18 protein-coding genes are annotated in these 16,415 nt (G+C 52.6%); 12 read left to right on the top strand and 6 right to left on the bottom strand.

The window, feature by feature from the left end:
• Positions 1 to 115 precede the first annotated feature (115 nt).
• From P3C52_RS00310 to coaD, 8 genes are all read left to right on the top strand, one after another.
• Positions 116 to 1,225 (top strand): glycosyltransferase, encoded by a 1,110-nt coding sequence (locus P3C52_RS00310; RefSeq protein ID WP_275553257.1) that lies wholly within the window; start codon positions 116 to 118, stop codon positions 1,223 to 1,225.
• Positions 1,226 to 1,302: 77 nt separating this feature from the next.
• Positions 1,303 to 2,400, top strand: a complete 1,098-nt coding sequence (locus P3C52_RS00315) for a glycosyltransferase family 9 protein (protein ID WP_275553258.1) — start codon at positions 1,303 to 1,305, stop codon at positions 2,398 to 2,400.
• A 5-nt stretch (positions 2,401 to 2,405) separates the two neighbouring features.
• Positions 2,406 to 3,407 carry a glycosyltransferase gene (locus P3C52_RS00320; RefSeq protein WP_275553259.1) on the top strand — a complete coding sequence of 334 codons (1,002 nt, stop codon included), beginning with the start codon at positions 2,406 to 2,408 and terminating at the stop codon, positions 3,405 to 3,407.
• A gap of 94 nt (positions 3,408 to 3,501) precedes the next feature.
• Positions 3,502 to 4,578 carry a putative lipopolysaccharide heptosyltransferase III gene (gene rfaQ / locus P3C52_RS00325; RefSeq protein ID WP_275553260.1) on the top strand — a complete coding sequence of 359 codons (1,077 nt, stop codon included), beginning with the start codon at positions 3,502 to 3,504 and terminating at the stop codon, positions 4,576 to 4,578.
• Positions 4,571 to 5,716, top strand: coding sequence for a glycosyltransferase family 4 protein (locus tag P3C52_RS00330; RefSeq protein ID WP_275553261.1), 1,146 nt, complete (start codon positions 4,571 to 4,573; stop codon positions 5,714 to 5,716). The genes rfaQ and P3C52_RS00330 overlap by 8 nt, the downstream gene beginning before the upstream one ends.
• Before the next feature lie 79 nt (positions 5,717 to 5,795).
• Entirely contained in the window at positions 5,796 to 7,070 is a 1,275-nt protein-coding gene (waaA, locus tag P3C52_RS00335) for a lipid IV(A) 3-deoxy-D-manno-octulosonic acid transferase (protein WP_275553262.1), read from the top strand.
• On the top strand, positions 7,071 to 7,850 hold the full coding sequence (locus tag P3C52_RS00340) for a glycosyltransferase family 2 protein (protein WP_275553263.1): 780 nt from the start codon (positions 7,071 to 7,073) through the stop codon (positions 7,848 to 7,850).
• The gene (gene coaD, locus P3C52_RS00345; protein ID WP_275553264.1) at positions 7,847 to 8,329 is read left to right on the top strand and encodes a pantetheine-phosphate adenylyltransferase; all 483 of its coding nucleotides are present in this window, start codon (positions 7,847 to 7,849) and stop codon (positions 8,327 to 8,329) included. Before P3C52_RS00340 ends, coaD begins: the two co-directional genes overlap by 4 nt.
• A 10-nt stretch (positions 8,330 to 8,339) precedes the next feature.
• Here the strand turns inward: coaD and mutM are convergent, their stop codons facing one another.
• From mutM to radC, 4 genes are all read right to left on the bottom strand, one after another.
• A complete protein-coding gene (mutM, locus tag P3C52_RS00350) occupies positions 8,340 to 9,149 on the bottom strand; it encodes a bifunctional DNA-formamidopyrimidine glycosylase/DNA-(apurinic or apyrimidinic site) lyase (RefSeq protein WP_275553265.1) in 810 nt (269 codons plus the stop codon).
• A gap of 75 nt (positions 9,150 to 9,224) precedes the next feature.
• The gene (gene rpmG, locus P3C52_RS00355; RefSeq protein WP_013094893.1) at positions 9,225 to 9,392 is read right to left on the bottom strand and encodes a 50S ribosomal protein L33; all 168 of its coding nucleotides are present in this window, start codon (positions 9,390 to 9,392) and stop codon (positions 9,225 to 9,227) included.
• Between the two features lie 11 nt (positions 9,393 to 9,403).
• Entirely contained in the window at positions 9,404 to 9,640 is a 237-nt protein-coding gene (rpmB, locus tag P3C52_RS00360; protein ID WP_038629143.1) for a 50S ribosomal protein L28, read from the bottom strand.
• A 239-nt stretch (positions 9,641 to 9,879) separates the two neighbouring features.
• Positions 9,880 to 10,530 (bottom strand): DNA repair protein RadC, encoded by a 651-nt coding sequence (radC, locus tag P3C52_RS00365; RefSeq protein WP_275553266.1) that lies wholly within the window; start codon positions 10,528 to 10,530, stop codon positions 9,880 to 9,882.
• A 206-nt stretch (positions 10,531 to 10,736) separates the two neighbouring features.
• Between radC and coaBC the strand changes: the two genes are divergently transcribed.
• The 3 genes from coaBC to slmA all read left to right on the top strand — a co-directional run bounded on the left by coaBC (position 10,737) and on the right by slmA (position 13,102).
• Positions 10,737 to 11,948, top strand: a complete 1,212-nt coding sequence (gene coaBC, locus P3C52_RS00370) for a bifunctional phosphopantothenoylcysteine decarboxylase/phosphopantothenate--cysteine ligase CoaBC (RefSeq protein ID WP_275553531.1) — start codon at positions 10,737 to 10,739, stop codon at positions 11,946 to 11,948.
• Positions 11,926 to 12,384, top strand: coding sequence for a dUTP diphosphatase (gene dut / locus P3C52_RS00375; protein WP_275553267.1), 459 nt, complete (start codon positions 11,926 to 11,928; stop codon positions 12,382 to 12,384). Before coaBC ends, dut begins: the two co-directional genes overlap by 23 nt.
• Positions 12,385 to 12,505: 121 nt before the next feature.
• Positions 12,506 to 13,102: a nucleoid occlusion factor SlmA gene (gene slmA, locus P3C52_RS00380; RefSeq protein ID WP_275553268.1), complete on the top strand. Its 597-nt coding sequence runs from the start codon at positions 12,506 to 12,508 to the stop codon at positions 13,100 to 13,102.
• A 92-nt stretch (positions 13,103 to 13,194) separates the two neighbouring features.
• On the opposite strand, the gene pyrE is transcribed toward slmA, so the two are convergent.
• The gene (gene pyrE / locus P3C52_RS00385) at positions 13,195 to 13,836 is read right to left on the bottom strand and encodes an orotate phosphoribosyltransferase (RefSeq protein ID WP_275553269.1); all 642 of its coding nucleotides are present in this window, start codon (positions 13,834 to 13,836) and stop codon (positions 13,195 to 13,197) included.
• A 58-nt stretch (positions 13,837 to 13,894) separates the two neighbouring features.
• Positions 13,895 to 14,611 (bottom strand): ribonuclease PH, encoded by a 717-nt coding sequence (rph, locus tag P3C52_RS00390; RefSeq protein WP_275553270.1) that lies wholly within the window; start codon positions 14,609 to 14,611, stop codon positions 13,895 to 13,897.
• An 856-nt stretch (positions 14,612 to 15,467) separates the two neighbouring features.
• Here rph and P3C52_RS00395 point away from each other — a divergent pair.
• On the top strand, positions 15,468 to 16,331 hold the full coding sequence (locus P3C52_RS00395; protein ID WP_275553271.1) for a YicC/YloC family endoribonuclease: 864 nt from the start codon (positions 15,468 to 15,470) through the stop codon (positions 16,329 to 16,331).
• The last annotated feature ends 84 nt before the right edge of the window (positions 16,332 to 16,415 follow it).

Genomic DNA, 16,415 nt, shown 5'->3' on the forward strand with positions numbered 1-16,415 from the left:
GCACTCGTCATAAGCGCTATCTTGCTGTGGTTGTGGGAACAGAGACTTAACTAACAACAAAATAACTCTTACACTTCTGCCAGTGGCGTTTTTGCACACATAAGGATTTTTAAAATTGTCCAGGCGTATTTTGCTGATCATTGATGGTTTACCCGGAGGCGGCGCAGAAAAAGTTGTGCTGACTCTGGCTAAAGGCCTGTTATCGCTGGGGCATCGCGTTTCGCTGTTTTCTTTACGCAGCGTATGCGATTACCCCCTACCAGCAGGGCTGGATTATCAGGTGATTCAGGATCGCTGTCGTAAACCCTGGCGTAAAGTAACTGAACTGCAAAGACGCGCTCGCCTGTTGGATCACGCGATTATCAAGGCGGAGCAGCAGGGCGGCGCATTTGATTTAGTCGTTTCCCATCTCCATAAAACCGACCGCATTGTCAGTCGCTGTCGTCATCTTGATCCTGCGAAAACCTGGTATTGTCTGCACGGCGTATTTTCTGCCTCTTATCTGGCGCGCCGCAAAGGGTTTGCGCGCTGGCTTAAAATTCAAAAAACCCGCCGGGTCTATCAGCATCGCAATATTATCGGCGTTTCGCAGTACGTGATTGACGATTTGAAACAGCACTACGGCATACAACCGTCCAGGGAAGCGGTTATTTTTAATCCTTTTGATGCTGAGCTGATTTTGCAACAGGCTGCGGAAGCCTGCGAGCTGTCCGGTCAGGATTATTTGCTACACGTCGGCCGCTTTCATCCGACAAAACGTCACGATCGCTTATTGCAGGCTTATGCGCACAGCGGCCTGCAAACGCCGCTGGTCCTCATCGGCCAGGGTGACGCCGCGCGCATTGCCGGGTTAAAACAGCTGGCAGAACAGCTTAATATTGCCGAACGTGTCATTTTCAAAGGTTTTACGCATAATCCCTATGCCTGGATAAATCATGCACGTATGCTGATTGTCAGTTCAGATAGCGAAGGTTTTGGAAACGTGCTGGTCGAAGCATTACTTTGTCAAACGCCGGTAGTCAGTACTCGCTGTCCTGGCGGGCCGGAAACCATTTTGCAAGGTGAGCTGGCGCGCGGTCTGGCAGACATGTCCAGCGAATCACTGGCGGAGAAAATTCGGGACATTTATCATTGCCCCCCCAGGCTGCAACAACTCGATCTCTCGGCCTACCATATTGCAACAGTCTGCCAGCGCTATCTTGCGCTGATCGAGCGTCAACCGTGATGCGCAATAATGGAATAATACTTTTTGCAGGGGATCGCTATGCTTTGCCCCGTTGCCAGTACCGCTGAGGAAACGGTGTGAATTATATTTTCATTTTTATTTTGCTGCTGCCGCTCAAGTGGATAAGGAAACTTTTCCAAAAAAAGGAAGGGCGCAACCTGGTGATTCAGACTGCCAAAATTGGCGACTTTATCAATATTACTCCGCTGCTGGCGCATCTGCAGCACAGCGACGCGCTGTTAAGCAGTACCGTTGCGCCTTTGGCGCAGCATGACGATACGCTGCAAAAAATTTGGTATATCGAAGATTATAAAAACGGTCTGGTCGCAAAAATTCAGCTGGCCTGGCAGTTAATGAACCGATATGACAATGTCTATCTGCTCCATCCTAATAACGCCAATCTGTTCTATGCCGCCTGCTGTAATGCCAGTAATAAACAGTTTTTGTCGAACTATCGCCGTAAATGGTACCAGGGCCTGTTTTACTGGACGGCTGACGGTATTGTGCAGCATGAGAAAAATACGCTGACGCTGGAAAATTATCTCAAGCTGGCGAACCCCACCTTTACGAAAGAGAGTTATCCAAAGCATGCCACGCGTCCGCTGTATCCTCTGGCTTCGGTGCCTGCGGCGCTACAGCGCCAGGACGGAATAAAAATTGGCATAAGTATTTCTGCGGGCAATAAAGCGAAAACTATACCGCCCGCAGTCTGGCAACGCCTGTTTGACCGGCTGGCTGACCTGCCCTGCTTGTTTTATGTTTTTGGCGCGCCGTCAGAAATGGATCGTCTGCAGGAGTTGTATAAGGTGGTTGGCGAACGTGAGAATATCATTAGCTTGATTGGCGATATTCCACTGGAAGGTTTGCCGCATGCTATCAGTATGATGGATTTTTATATTGCTTCTGATTCCGGTAATGTCTATATCGCCGATGCGGTTGGCGTGCCAATCATCCTGATTTATGGTCCCTGCTGCGTAGAAGAACAGCGTCCGCTGGGCGATGTTTTGTTAATCGGTCCCGATCATATTGCGCCTTCTTCGTTTGTTTTTGCGGCGTTATATCAGTTTCATCATCCGGCTGAACAACTCTATGCGCTCGACCAGCGCAAACTCGACGATATTTATCATTTTATTGCTGCCCGCCAGCCGGAGCGGCTGAGCCAACCCAAGCCTTAAACAACATGACTCAACACACTGCTACTGCTCCACCTTTACTCAGCGTCATCATTCCGATGTATAACGCTGGCAGCATGTTTGACAATTTTATGGCATCGTTGCTGGCGCAAACCTTTACCGATCTTGAAATCATTATCGTTAATGACGGTTCGACGGACGGCAGCGCCGAACGGGCGGCCGATTATGCGGCGCGCTATGAACATGTAAGCGTCATTAACCAGCAAAATGGCGGCGTTTCCCGTGCGCGCAATGCAGGACTGGCTGTCGCTCGCGGTAAATACGTCACCTTTCCAGATGCCGATGATACCCTGGTGCCAGAGATGTATCAGACGTTAGTCGGCATGGCCGAGCAGGACGATCTGGATGCCGCTCAGTGCAACGCGGAATGTTTTTATCCCAGCAGCCAGCGCGTTAAAACGCTGATTCCGCACGATCGCCTCACTTCAACCGACGTGCTGGACGGCGCCGCCTGGCTCAGCAAAGCGCTGGCGACCCGGCGTTATCTGCATGTGGTCTGGATGGGAATTTATCGCTTATCGCTGATTAAATCCTGCGAGCTGTGGTTTGAGCCGGGGCTTCATCATCAGGATATTCCATGGACCACAGAGTTTATGCTGAACGCGCGTCGGGTGCGCTATACCGATCGTCCGCTGTATCGTTATCATGTTCACGATCAATCCATCAGTAACCGCAAACGTACCGGGCAGCGCAATGTGGAATATCAGCGCCACTACCTGAAAATCGCCCGGATGCTGGAAGAGATTAATCAGCGTTATCGCGACAAAGTAAAAATTTATCCGCAGTTTCACTATCAGGTGACGCATGAAGCGCTGAGCGTTTGTCACTCGGTACGCCGGGAGCCTGAAGCCGATGCGCGCCAGGCCATTATTGCCGATATTTTTGCCACTCAAACCCATCGGCGAATGTTGCGCAATGCGCGTGGTCTGAAGCAATGGTATCAGCTGTTACTTTGGCTGAGCCGCATTTACCGCTGGCGTAAACGTTAACTGCGCAAAATCGGGGAGAATGGCGCAGACGGTGCTTTCTCCCCTGGCGGCTTTGCCCTAAAATCGGCCCACTTCCTTCTGAGACAGGCTTTGTATGGTAAGTCAGATCCCTGCATCCTTTACTCCACGCAATATTCTGGTGATTAAGCTGCGTCATCATGGCGATATGCTACTGACCACACCGGTTATTAATGCGCTCCATCAGCGTTACCCCAACGCCGCAATTGATGTCTTGCTTTACCAGGAGACGCGCCCGATGCTGCAGGCGCATCCGGCCATTCGTAAACTACATCTGATCGATCGTAAGTGGAAAAAGCAGGGTGTCTGGCATCAGCTTAAGCAGGAGCTGAAGCTGGTCAACGCCATTCGGGATAGCCATTACGATGTGGTGATTAATTTAGCCGATCAATGGCGCAGCGCTTTAATCGCCCGCCTTTCAGGCGCGCCAGTGCGCATCGGCTTTGCCTACAATAAACGTGATAACCCAATCTGGCGCTATTGCCATAACCAGCTGGTTTCAACGGCGAATTTCAGCCAGCTCCACACGGTTGAGCAAAACCTGTTGGCCCTGTCGCCGCTTGACGTCCCTACTGAAAATAGTCCTGTATCGATGTGCTATAGCGATGATGACTGGCGGGCAGCCCAGCAGCAGCTACAGAATCAGGGCATCCACGGCCCCTATATGGTTCTTCAGCCTACGTCGCGCTGGACCTTTAAATGCTGGGATGATGACAAGGTCGCGGCGTTAATCGATCGGTTAAACCAGCCCGGTTTACGTATTGTGTTAACGGCGGCACCCGACCGTAAAGAGATGGCGATGATCGAGCATATCCTTTCGCTGTGCCATAATCCGCAGGTTTCCACTATTGCCGGCCAGCTCAGTCTGCCGCAGCTGGCCGCGCTTATCGATCATGCCCGCCTGTTTATTGGCGTCGATTCCGCACCGATGCATATGGCGGCAGCGCTGCAAACGCCCTGCGTTGCGTTATTTGGGCCAACCAAGCTTCAGCAATGGCGACCCTGGGGCGTTAACAATCGGGTTATCTGGGCTGGCGATTACGGTTCGCTGCCGTCGCCGGATTCTATCGATACGAAAACTGAGCAGCGTTATTTAAGCGCGATTCCGGTTGACGATGTGGTTGCTGCGGCAAGGAGCTATCTGGATGCGTAAAATACGCCTGGCGATTGTGCGCCAAAAATACCGGCCCGACGGCGGCGCCGAGCGCTTTATTTCACGCGCGCTGGAAGCGCTGAATAGCGAACAACTCGACCTGAATATTATTACGCGCAGCTGGCAAGGCACGCCGAAACCTGACTGGCATCTGCATATTTGTAACCCGGCCAAATGGGGACGCGTCTCCAGAGAACGCGGTTTTGCCGCGGCGGCGCGTGCCTGCTGGCAACGCGAGCAATTTGATATTGTTCAGAGCCATGAGCGTATTGCAGGCTGCGATATTTTTCGCGCTGGCGATGGCGTACATCGCGTCTGGCTGGAACAGCGGGCGCGTATCGTTTCGCCGTTGCAGCGTCTGAGCGCCTCGCTTAGCCCATATCATCGCTACGTATTGCAGGCGGAAGAAGAGATGTTTCGCTCTGCTTCCCTGAAAAAGGTGATCTGTAATTCTGAGATGGTGAAGCAGGATATTATTCGCTGCTTTAACCTGCCCGATGACCGCATTACCGTTATTTATAACGCCATTGATTCTCAACGTTTTCAGCCTGCGACAGAGGCGATGCGGCATGCGTCCCGTCAGCAGCTGGCGATACCGCAGCAGGCCGTTGCGCTCATTTATGTCGGGTCCGGCTTTGAGCGTAAAGGCCTGAAGGCGGCAATCCAGGCCATCGCTAATAGCGATCGCTATCTGATCGTGGTCGGCCAGGATAAACATCAGTCGCGTTATCAACAGCTGGCGAATCAGCTTAACTGCCTCGATCGTCTGCGCTTTGTCGGTGTGCAGCAGGACGTACAGCCCTTTTATCATGCGGCTGATGGCCTAATTTTGCCGACGCTGTACGATCCTTTCCCCAATGTAATTCTTGAAGCAATGGCCTGCGGCCTGCCGGTGATTACCAGTACCGGCTGTGGCGGCGCGGAATTTATTGTTCAGGGCAAGCAGGGATTTGTCTGCGATGCGCTAAATATCAAAGGATTACAGGAAGCAGTGCAGGCCATTCCATCTAAAGCGCAGGATTCAGCAATGGGCGAAGCGGCACGGGCCAGAATAGAACCTTATACGCCGCAGCGGCTGGGCGCGGAGCTGCATTCTCTTTATCAGCAGTTGCTTACTGGCGCGGCGGAAGATAGATGAGCGCAGGCAAGTTATCTGCTAACATGCCACATTCCGCATATTTGCTTAAGTTTGACGCATAAGTGTCGTAAAGATCGGTATGACAACGATTTACACTGCCCTGCTTTACCTTATACAGCCTCTGATTTGGCTGCGCCTTTGGCTGCGCGGCCGCAAAGCGCCTGCCTATCGTAAACGCTGGGCGGAACGCTACGGCTTTTGTGCAGGAAAAGTGAGCCCTGGCGGTATTCTGCTGCATTCGGTTTCAGTAGGCGAAACGCTGGCCGCCGTTCCGCTGGTGCGGGCGCTGCGTCACCGCTACCCCACGCTGCCGATTACGGTTACCACCATGACGCCGACCGGCTCAGAGCGCGCGCAGTCCGCCTTTGGCAAAGATGTGCATCATGTCTATCTGCCTTACGAGCTTCCCGGCGCCATTCATCGCTTTCTTAATACCGCCGATCCCCGGCTGGTCATCATTATGGAGACCGAGCTGTGGCCCAACTTTATTAAAGCCCTGCATGAGCGTCAGGTGCCGCTTGTGATCGCCAATGCGCGCCTGTCAGCCCGTTCAGCGAAAGGCTATAAAAAGCTGGGGAAATTTATGCGTCAGCTGCTACAGCGCATTACGCTGATCGCCGCACAGAATGAAGAAGATGGCGCGCGCTTTGTCGAGCTGGGCCTGAAGCGGTCACAGCTGGCGATTACCGGCAGCCTGAAGTTTGATATTTCCGTTACGCCAGAACTGGCAGCGCGGGCGGTAACGCTACGCCGTCAGTGGGCGCCGCGCCGTCCGGTCTGGATTGCCACCAGCACTCACGAAGGCGAAGAGAGCATTATTCTGGATGCGCACCGCCGCCTGCTGGCGCATTTTCCCGATCTGCTGTTGATTCTGGTGCCGCGTCACCCTGAGCGTTTCGACACGGCGCGGGAAATGACGCAAAAAAGCGGCTTCAGCTATACGCTACGCAGTAGCGGTGAAATTCCTTCTGGCAGCACGCAGGTTGTTATCGGCGATACGATGGGCGAACTGATGCTGCTGTATGGCATTGCCGATCTGGCTTTTGTCGGCGGCAGCCTGGTGGAGCGCGGCGGTCACAATCCGCTGGAACCGGCAGCACACGCTATTCCGGTGTTGATGGGCCCGCACACCTTTAACTTCAAAGATATTTGCAGCAAGCTAAAACAGGCTGACGGCCTGATTACCGTAACCGATACCGCCACGCTGGTGCATGAGGTAGGTAATCTGCTGATCGATGACGATTACCGCCGATATCATGGCCGTCACGCCGTTGAGGTATTGCATCAAAATCAGGGCGCGTTGCAGCGTTTGCTACAGCTGCTTGAGCCTTACCTGCCGCCACGGAATCATTAAATGACCGCACGTCAACGCCTTTCCGTCGTAATGATCGCCAAAAACGAAGCGGAGCTGCTGCCGGATTGTCTGGCTTCGGTCAGCTGGGCTGATGAAATTATCCTGCTTGATTCCGGCAGCCAGGACAACACGTTAGAGATTGCCCGACAGTTCGGCGCAAAGGTTTATCAATCCTCCGTCTGGCCCGGCTATGGCAAGCAGCGCCAGCAGGCGCAGGCCCATGCCAGCGGTGATATGATTTTGATGATCGATGCAGATGAGCGCGTCACGCCTGAACTGCGTGCCGCCATTGAACAGGTGCTTAACGCAGCGCCGCAGCCAGATAAAGTCTACAGCCTGGGAAGGCTGAATCTGTTTTTAGGCCGTTTTATGCGTCACAGCGGCTGGTATCCCGATCGCGTAGTGCGCCTTTATCCACGCCGCTATAGCTATAGCGATCATCAGGTGCATGAGTCGCTGGAGAGCGGCCAGGCGCAGGTTGTCCCATTGGCAGGGCATCTGCAGCACCTGACCTGCCGTGACTTTGCTGCCTTTCAGCGTAAACAGCTAGCCTATGCGGAAGCCTGGGCGCAGCAGCGTCATCAACAGGGCAAGCGCTGCAGCGTCTTCTCGGTTTTCAGCCATACGCTGGGCGCCTTTTGTAAAACGCTGCTGCTACGCGCCGGTTTTCTGGATGGACGTCAGGGCTGGCTGTTAGCCGTCGTGAATGCGCAATATACTTTTAATAAGTACGCGGCGCTGTGGGCGCTGGGTCAGTCAGCGAGCGGAGAAAAGAAATGAGTACCAGAGCGATTTATCCCGGCACCTTCGATCCTTTAACGCATGGTCATCTGGATATCCTAAGTCGCGCGGCGCTGATGTTTGACCATATTATTCTGGCTATTGCCGCCAGCCCCAGCAAAAAGCCGCTGTTTAGCCTTGAAGAGCGCGTGGCGCTGGCTCAGCAGGCTACCGCGCATCTGCCCAACGTGGAAGTGACTGGATTCAGCGATCTGATGGCTAATTTTGCCCGCGAGCGGCAGGCCAACGTGCTGGTACGCGGCCTGCGTGCAGTTTCTGACTTTGAGTATGAAATGCAACTGGCGCATATGAATCGCCACCTTCTCCCCTCGCTGGAAAGCGTATTCCTTATGCCTTCCGAAGAGTACTCATTTATCTCTTCTTCGCTGGTCAAAGAAGTTGCCCGTCACGGCGGCGAGGTGAAGGCATTTTTGCCGGAGCCTGTTTACCAGGCGCTGCTGGCAAAGCTGGCTGGTTAACGCGGCAGACCTATTTCTGACAGCTTCGACAGAAAAAGGTACTCCGCTGGCCATGTTTAGCGATTTCAATCGGCGTTCCGCATACGCGGCATGGCTCTCCGGCACGTCCATACACCTGTAGCTCCTGCGCAAAATAGCCTGGCTTGCCGTCGCTCTGCAGAAAATCGCGTAGCGTCGTGCCGCCCTGTTCGATAGAACGCAGCAGTACCGCTTTTATCACTTTTACCAGTAGCGCGATTTCTTCATAGCTTAGCGACATCGCCGGACGATCGGGCAGGATCCCTGCGGCGAACAGCGACTCGCTGGCATAAATGTTACCGACGCCTACCACCAGCTTGTTTTCCATCAGCCAGGGTTTGATGGCGGTACGCTTTCCACGACATTTTTCAAACAGATAATCAGCATTAAACTGCTCGCTGAGCGGTTCCGGCCCCAGGTGCGCCAGCACATTGCTGGCCTGAAGGTCGGTACTCCACAGCCAGGCGCCAAAACGACGCGGATCGGTATAACGCAGCACTTTGCCGTTGCTCATTACCAGATCGACATGATCGTGTTTTGCCGCCGGGATCGCTTCCGGCAGTACGCGCAGGCTGCCGGACATACCAAGGTGGATAATAATCCAGCCCTCAGGCAGTTCCAGCAGCAGGTATTTAGCGCGGCGCTGAACGCTCAGCACCGGCTGATCGCTCAGAGCGTGAATCTCCTGTGATACCGGCCAGCGCAGACGCGGATTACGCACCACAGCGTGCAGAATGGTCTCTCCTACCAGGTGCGGTTCAATGCCGCGACGGCTGGTTTCTACCTCAGGTAATTCAGGCATGACAGCTCCTCACGTTTTACGGTTTCATAAAAACAAAAAACCCGGCCGAAGCCGGGTTTTTCGTGGAAGCCGCAATTATTTAATTTTAGCTTCTTTGTACATCACGTGCTGGCGTACAACCGGATCGAACTTTTTCAGTTCCAGTTTTTCCGGCTTAGTACGTTTGTTCTTCGTGGTGGTATAGAAGTGACCTGTACCAGCAGAGGAAACCAGCTTGATCTTCTCACGAATACCTTTAGCCATGATTCAGTTCCTTAGTACTTCTCACCACGGGCACGCAGATCGGCCAGAACCGTATCGATGCCCTTCTTATCAATTACACGCATACCTTTAGCAGATACACGCAGAGTAACGAAACGTTTCTCGCTCTCAACCCAGAAACGGTGAGAGTGCAGGTTCGGCAGGAAACGGCGTTTCGTCGCGTTCATTGCGTGGGAACGGTTGTTACCGGTCACCGGACGCTTGCCAGTTACTTGGCAGACTCGTGACATGTCAATTCTCCAAAAATCAAATCAGCTCGAGCTTTAAAAACTAGGTCTTGGCCGCCTCGTCAGGCTGGTAGCCCATCCAGGCGAGTTCCATGTGAACCCGCTGAGCAGGCCTAAACGCCAAACCCGAGATTCTCAAAGGTGGCGTAGTATACGCCTTGTATTGCCAGCGCTCAAGTCCCGAACAGATAAAGATCCCCCCGGATCGCCGAAATGGTACAGAAAAGCAGCGTTTTTCGCGCTTACAGCCAGCCTCGCTCGGCAAAAGAAACATATTCACCACTGCCAATCACTAAATGGTCGAGAACACGAATATTCATGAGCAGACAGGCCTGCCGAATATGTTGGGTAATATCCCGATCGGCACTGCTTGGCTCCGCGCGCCCTGAAGGGTGGTTGTGCGCCAGTATCAGCGCCGCCGCATTCAGCTTTAACGCGATGCGTACAATTTCACGCGGATGCACTTCCACGCTGGCAATGGTGCCGGAAAACATCTGCTGCGCCTCCAGCACCCGGTGCTGATTATCAAGAAATATCACCATAAAAACTTCCCGTTCCTGGTGCGCCAGCACGCTTTGCAGGTAAAGCTGCGTAAGCTGTGGATTTTCCAGCACGTTTTCACGCGCCAGCTGTGCGCTGAAAAAGCGCTTTCCCAGTTCGGCAATAGCGTGTAGCTGCGCCAGCTTAGCGTCGCCGATGCCTTTGATGGCCTTAAACGCGCTTTTTTCAGCGCTCATCAAAAGATAGAGCGAACCAAAAACCTCAAGCAGCTCGCCCGCTAACGCCATCACTGGTTTTCCGCAGGCGCCGGTGCGTAAGAAGATGGCCAGCAGCTCCGTATCAGTTAACGCCGATGCGCCCATCTGATGTAATTTTTCCCTGGGTTTTAACATGCGCTTTATCTCTCCCTGACGAGTAGCTCCTGAGCCATTACTTTGCGCCTGCCAGCACAAGGCAGCCAGCGGCGGGTTTTATCTTTTCGAGGCGACTCGCAAAGGTGGCGGGATGCTAAACGGCGCGATAGTAAGATTGTGATAAAATCGCGTCATTGTGATATGGCTGGGCTTGTCGCCAGGTCAACAAAGGCAGAAATGAAATGATGGGATTAACCGGTAAACATATTGTACTGGGCGTCAGCGGCGGTATCGCCGCCTACAAAACGCCTGAACTGGTGCGACGTCTGCGCGATCGTGGCGCCGAGGTGCGCGTGGTGATGACCGAGGCGGCGAAGGCATTTATCACGCCGCTGACCTTACAGGCGGTTTCCGGCTATCCGGTGTACGACGATCTGCTTGATCCGGCGGCGGAAGCCGCAATGGGCCATATTGAACTGGGAAAATGGGCCGATTTGGTTATTTTAGCGCCCGCCACGGCAGATTTAATTGCTCGTGTGGCGGCAGGTATGGCGAACGATCTGGTAACCACGGCTTGTCTGGCAACCGCTGCGCCAATTGCCATCGTACCGGCTATGAATCAGCAGATGTATCGCGCGAAGCCTACACAGGAAAATCTACAGCGCCTTGCCGAGCGCGGCGTACTGATTTGGGGACCTGACAGCGGCAGCCAGGCCTGCGGCGATGTGGGCCCTGGCCGCATGCTCGATCCGCTGGCGATTGTCGATCATGCCGTCGCCTGGTCTGCACCCGTCAACGATCTGCAACATCTCAATATTATGATTACCGCCGGTCCGACACGCGAAGCGCTCGACCCGGTGCGCTATATCTCTAATCACAGCTCAGGCAAGATGGGTTTCGCCATTGCCGCCGCCGCCGCCGCCCGTGGTGCGAACGTTACGCTGGTTGCCGGGCCAGTCGCATTAGCGACGCCCGCCGGCGTTAAGCGTGTTGATGTCACCAGCGCGCTAGAGATGGAAAAGACGGTAATGCTGCATATTACGCAGCAAGATATTTTCATTGGCAGCGCAGCCGTGGCAGACTACCGCGCAGCGGAAGTCGCGCCGGAAAAAATTAAAAAACAGGGTGATGAGATCACGCTGAAAATGATAAAAAACCCCGACATTATCGCTGGCGTAGGCGCTATGCAGGAACAGCGCCCCTATGTAGTAGGGTTTGCTGCTGAAACCCGTAATGTGGAAGAATACGCCCAACAAAAGCGTGTTCGGAAAAATCTGGACCTGATCTGCGCCAACGATGTTTCTAAACCAGGGCAAGGTTTCAACAGCGATACGAATGCTCTTCACCTTTTCTGGCAGGAGGGAGAAAAAGTTTTGCCTCTCGTAGATAAAACACTCCTTGGCCAGCAGTTATTAGACGAGATTGTCAGCCGTTATGATGAAAAAAATCGACGTTAAGATTATTGATGCGCGCGTAGGCAAGGAGTTTCCGCTGCCCACGTATGCGACCTCTGGCTCAGCGGGTTTGGATTTGCGCGCCTGTCTTGATGCCGCGCAGGAACTGGCGCCCGGCGCCACAACATTACTGCCTACCGGCCTGGCGATTCATATTGCCGATCCGTCCCTTGCCGCCGTTATTTTGCCGCGCTCCGGCCTGGGCCATAAGCATGGCATCGTACTGGGCAATCTGGTTGGCCTGATTGACTCTGATTATCAGGGCCAGCTGATGGTGTCCGTCTGGAACCGTGGCCAGGAGAGCTTTACTATCCAGCCTGGCGAACGTATTGCCCAGCTGGTTTTTGTCCCGGTGGTCCAGGCAGAATTTAATCTGGTTGAAGATTTCGACGCCAGCGCACGCGGTGAAGGCGGCTTCGGTCACTCCGGCCGAAATTAAACGCACAAGAACTCTCCTCCGCAACCCGAATTGTTTATTTTTCAGCACCGTGAGATGCCTTCTCACGGATGCTGCGTGGGCCTTTGCTCGTTTATGATAAATCTCAGGGGTTTATAACGTCATGGCAGAAAAAAAGAGCGCGAAAAGGAATCGTCGCGATGAAATCCTGCAGGCTCTGGCGCAGATGCTGGAGTCGAGCGATGGTAGCCAACGTATTACCACCGCAAAGTTGGCCGCCACGGTAGGTGTATCTGAAGCCGCGCTTTATCGTCATTTTCCCAGCAAAACGCGGATGTTTGATAGCCTGATCGAGTTTATTGAAGACAGCCTTATCACCCGCATCAACGCTATCCTGAAAGATGAAAAAGAGACCATGGCGCGTTTGCGCATGATCGTGCAGCTGATTTTGGGTTTTGGCGAACTCAATCCGGGTCTGACACGTATTTTGACCGGCCATGCATTGATGTTTGAACAGGATCGTTTACAGGGCCGCATTAACCAGCTTTTTGAGCGTATCGAGGCCCAGCTACGGCAGGTTATGCGCGAGCGAAAGATGCGTGAGGGCGAAGGCTTTACCACCGATGAAACGCTGCTGGCCAGCCAGCTGCTCGCTTTCTGCGAAGGCATGCTGTCACGCTTTGTACGTTCAGAGTTCCGCTATTTGCCGACAAAGGAATTTGAGGTACGTTGGCCGTTACTGGCGGCGCAGCTGGTGTAATGCTTGCTGTCCGGCACGGCTAGTTAGCATCCTGCCGTTGCCAGACAAAGGTGGATACAGCCGGGCCCGCTGATAAGCCCGGCGCATTGCAGTTAGATGCCGTAGGTTTGACGATAGGCGCGAACGGCAGCCAAGTGGTCGGCCATTTCCGGTTTCTCTTCCAGATAATCAATCAGATCGCTTAGCGTGATAATCGCCGTCACGTGACACTGATAATCATGCTCAACTTCCTGAATAGCAGAAATTTCGCCGCGGCCACGTTCCTGACGGTCAAGAGAAATCAGCACGCCAGCCAGCGTGGCGCCGTTAGCAGCGATGATTTCCATCGATTCACGGATAGCCGTCCCTGCGGTAATCACATCGTCAACCAGCATCACACGCCCCTGCAGCGGGCTGCCGACTAACATGCCACCCTCGCCGTGATCTTTTGCTTCCTTGCGGTTAAAGCAATAAGGAACGTCGCGCTGATGGTGGTCGGCGAGCGCAACAGCCGTAGTCGTAGCGATAGGAATGCCTTTGTAAGCCGGGCCGAACAACAGATCAAAATCGACGCCGGAATCTACCAGCGCCTGCGCATAAAAACGGCCCAGCAGCGCCAGGTCGCGGCCGGTATTAAACAGGCCCGCATTAAAAAAATAAGGGCTTTTACGTCCCGACTTCAGGGTAAACTCGCCGAATTTTAATACCTGCTTGTTCAGAGCAAACTCAATAAACTCACGCTGCCAGGCTTTCATCTTTACTCTCCTCGAAAATGAGCCATAAAAAAGGCGACTCTCTGGTCGCCTGAAATGATCAATTATTTAGCGCCGCCTTCTGCGCCTGAATCAAGGTATCGATACCGCCTCGCGCCAACGCCAGCAGCGTCAACAACTCTTCATGACTGAAGGGTTCGCCTTCGGCGGTGCCCTGAACTTCAATCATGCGGCCATCTTCCATCATTACCACGTTCATATCAGTTTCAGCGGCGGAATCTTCGATATATTCCAGATCGCATAATGCTTCACCGTTAACAATACCGACAGAAACGGCAGCCACCATGCCTTTCATCGGGTTCTTCGCCAGTTTGCCGGCGGCTACTAACGCATTCAGCGCATCAGCCAGTGCTACGCAGGCACCGGTAATAGAAGCCGTACGCGTGCCGCCATCAGCCTGCAGCACATCGCAATCAAGCGTAATGGTATATTCGCCCAGCGCTTTCAAATCGACCGCTGCGCGCAGCGAGCGTGCGATCAGGCGCTGAATTTCAAGCGTCCGCCCACCCTGTTTACCTTTGGCCGCTTCGCGCGCATTACGGCTATGGGTTGAGCGCGGCAGCATGCCATATTCGGCGGTGATCCAGCCCTGGCCCTGACCTTTCAAAAAACGCGGCACACCTTCTTCGACGGTCGCATTACAAAGTACCTTGGTATCACCGAATTCAACCAGTACAGAACCTTCTGCATGTTTGGTGTAATGACGAGTCAGGGTGACGGGACGCACCTGCTGTGTGAGACGGCCTGCTGGACGCATGGTTTTTCTCCGGCTTGCTAAGATTGGCTGCGCATTATACGGTTTTCAGCTCTGCCTGCCTACCGGCCCATTTCAGGAACGCAGCCAGAAAAGGTGAACTGGGGCTGATTTAATCAAGCGTTTCGCGGAAGGATTTTAGCGCAATAAACATAACCATGACGGCAAGCAACAGCAGCGGCAGGAGATCGGATAATAAATCGGTTAAAGAATTGCCCTTAAGCAGACGGATAAAACAGGTAAACTTCCCACAAGCTTAGCTTACCCCGCCAGCGGTAATGAATGTGCTTGTTCAAAACTAAACAAATAATTTAAGGTGAAAGTATAATTTTCATATTTATTAAATTTCTAACCAACTCGATTAATAATCAAATGCTTTATTTTGAAAAACTTAACATGAGTTTTAAAAAGTTTTTATAAAAAATATATTTAATTATAGATGGTAAATTATTTTTATAATAATTATAATGTACTTTAATTTCATGGCATTATAAAATTAATTTATAAATTATTTTTTATGATTCACAAAAAAACGCTAAATAACCCCTTAATAAAACGCAAGAAAAATACAGGTTCTACTGGAGTACTTAAAAACTCATTTGTATTGCCGGCAGTAAATCTCCTTATTTATCTCTCTACATCTATTGTAATTAAACCCCTTCCTTTTCTGTTAAAAATTCAAAGCCATCTGTAGCGAAAAATTGCTGTTTGCGGTCCTTCCGGCGCGCTAATCCGTCAAAATGCTTTAATACGCAACGGCAGCCAACATAATATATTCATCTTAATTGATGCTTTACCTGTTAAGGGGAAGGCGGCATCGCTATAATCCTTGGAACTTTACTTAATACGGGTACGCAAAATGATCCGCAGCATGACCGCCTACGCCCGGCGAGAAACCAAAGGCGAATGGGGCAGCGCAGCCTGGGAGCTGCGTTCCGTGAACCAACGCTATCTTGAAACCTATATTCGTCTGCCTGAACAATTCCGCAGCCTGGAACCGGTAATTCGTGAGCGCCTGCGCAACCGTCTTACTCGCGGGAAGATTGAGTGCAGTTTACGTTTTGATGCCGATCCAAGCGCGCAAAGCGCGCTGATCCTTAATCAGGCACTGGCCAAACAGCTGTTAGAAGCTGCACAGTGGGTTAAACAGCAAAATGCCGATGGCGCGATTGATCCCGTCGATATTTTACGCTGGCCTGGCGTTATGTCCGCACAGGATCAAGATTTGGATGCAATTAACGCTGAGCTGATCGCGACGCTGGAACTGGCGATTGATGATTTCATTGCCGCACGCGAAAGCGAAGGCGCCGCGTTGAAAAGCATGATCGAACAGCGCCTTGAAGGCGTTAGCGCCGAAGTGAAAAAAGTACGTGCATGGATGCCGGATGTGCTGAAATGGCAGCGCGAACGCCTGGTGACCAAACTGGAAGAGGCTCAGCTACAGCTGGACAACAATCGTGTTGAGCAGGAACTGGTGATGATGGCCCAGCGCATCGATGTCGCTGAAGAACTGGATCGCCTCGAAGCACACGTTAAAGAAACCTATAATATCCTGAAGAAAAAAGAGGCCGTCGGACGCCGCCTTGATTTTATGATGCAGGAATTTAATCGTGAGTCGAATACGCTGGCCTCGAAATCGATTAATGCGGATGTCACCGCTTCAGCCATTGAATTGAAGGTGCTTATTGAGCAAATGCGCGAGCAGATTCAGAATATTGAATAATTTTTAGCAGCCTTTAATCGACAATTGTCCGTAACATGGGGCTGAGTTGATTTCGCAGTAAAAAGCCTGAGTTCGGTACATAAC

Source organism: Mixta sp. Marseille-Q2659, assembly GCF_940807255.1.
In the GTDB taxonomy this organism is placed as follows: domain Bacteria; phylum Pseudomonadota; class Gammaproteobacteria; order Enterobacterales; family Enterobacteriaceae; genus Mixta.

Bases quoted from the DNA above. Each gene is read 5' to 3' on its own strand.
- P3C52_RS00340 (WP_275553263.1), top strand. From the start codon at position 7,071: ATGACCGCACGTCAACGCCTTTCCGTCGTAATGATCGCCAAAAACGAA.
- rfaQ (WP_275553260.1), top strand. From the start codon at position 3,502: ATGGTAAGTCAGATCCCTGCATCCTTTACTCCACGCAATATTCTGGTG.
- dut (WP_275553267.1), top strand. From the start codon at position 11,926: ATGATGAAAAAAATCGACGTTAAGATTATTGATGCGCGCGTAGGCAAG.
- mutM (WP_275553265.1), bottom strand. From the start codon at position 9,149: ATGCCTGAATTACCTGAGGTAGAAACCAGCCGTCGCGGCATTGAACCG.
- P3C52_RS00320 (WP_275553259.1), top strand. From the start codon at position 2,406: ATGACTCAACACACTGCTACTGCTCCACCTTTACTCAGCGTCATCATT.
- coaD (WP_275553264.1), top strand. From the start codon at position 7,847: ATGAGTACCAGAGCGATTTATCCCGGCACCTTCGATCCTTTAACGCAT.
- rpmG (WP_013094893.1), bottom strand. From the start codon at position 9,392: ATGGCTAAAGGTATTCGTGAGAAGATCAAGCTGGTTTCCTCTGCTGGT.
- P3C52_RS00330 (WP_275553261.1), top strand. From the start codon at position 4,571: ATGCGTAAAATACGCCTGGCGATTGTGCGCCAAAAATACCGGCCCGAC.
- rpmB (WP_038629143.1), bottom strand. From the start codon at position 9,640: ATGTCACGAGTCTGCCAAGTAACTGGCAAGCGTCCGGTGACCGGTAAC.
- radC (WP_275553266.1), bottom strand. From the start codon at position 10,530: ATGTTAAAACCCAGGGAAAAATTACATCAGATGGGCGCATCGGCGTTA.
- rph (WP_275553270.1), bottom strand. From the start codon at position 14,611: ATGCGTCCAGCAGGCCGTCTCACACAGCAGGTGCGTCCCGTCACCCTG.
- coaBC (WP_275553531.1), top strand. From the start codon at position 10,737: ATGGGATTAACCGGTAAACATATTGTACTGGGCGTCAGCGGCGGTATC.
- waaA (WP_275553262.1), top strand. From the start codon at position 5,796: ATGACAACGATTTACACTGCCCTGCTTTACCTTATACAGCCTCTGATT.
- slmA (WP_275553268.1), top strand. From the start codon at position 12,506: ATGGCAGAAAAAAAGAGCGCGAAAAGGAATCGTCGCGATGAAATCCTG.
- P3C52_RS00395 (WP_275553271.1), top strand. From the start codon at position 15,468: ATGATCCGCAGCATGACCGCCTACGCCCGGCGAGAAACCAAAGGCGAA.
- pyrE (WP_275553269.1), bottom strand. From the start codon at position 13,836: ATGAAAGCCTGGCAGCGTGAGTTTATTGAGTTTGCTCTGAACAAGCAG.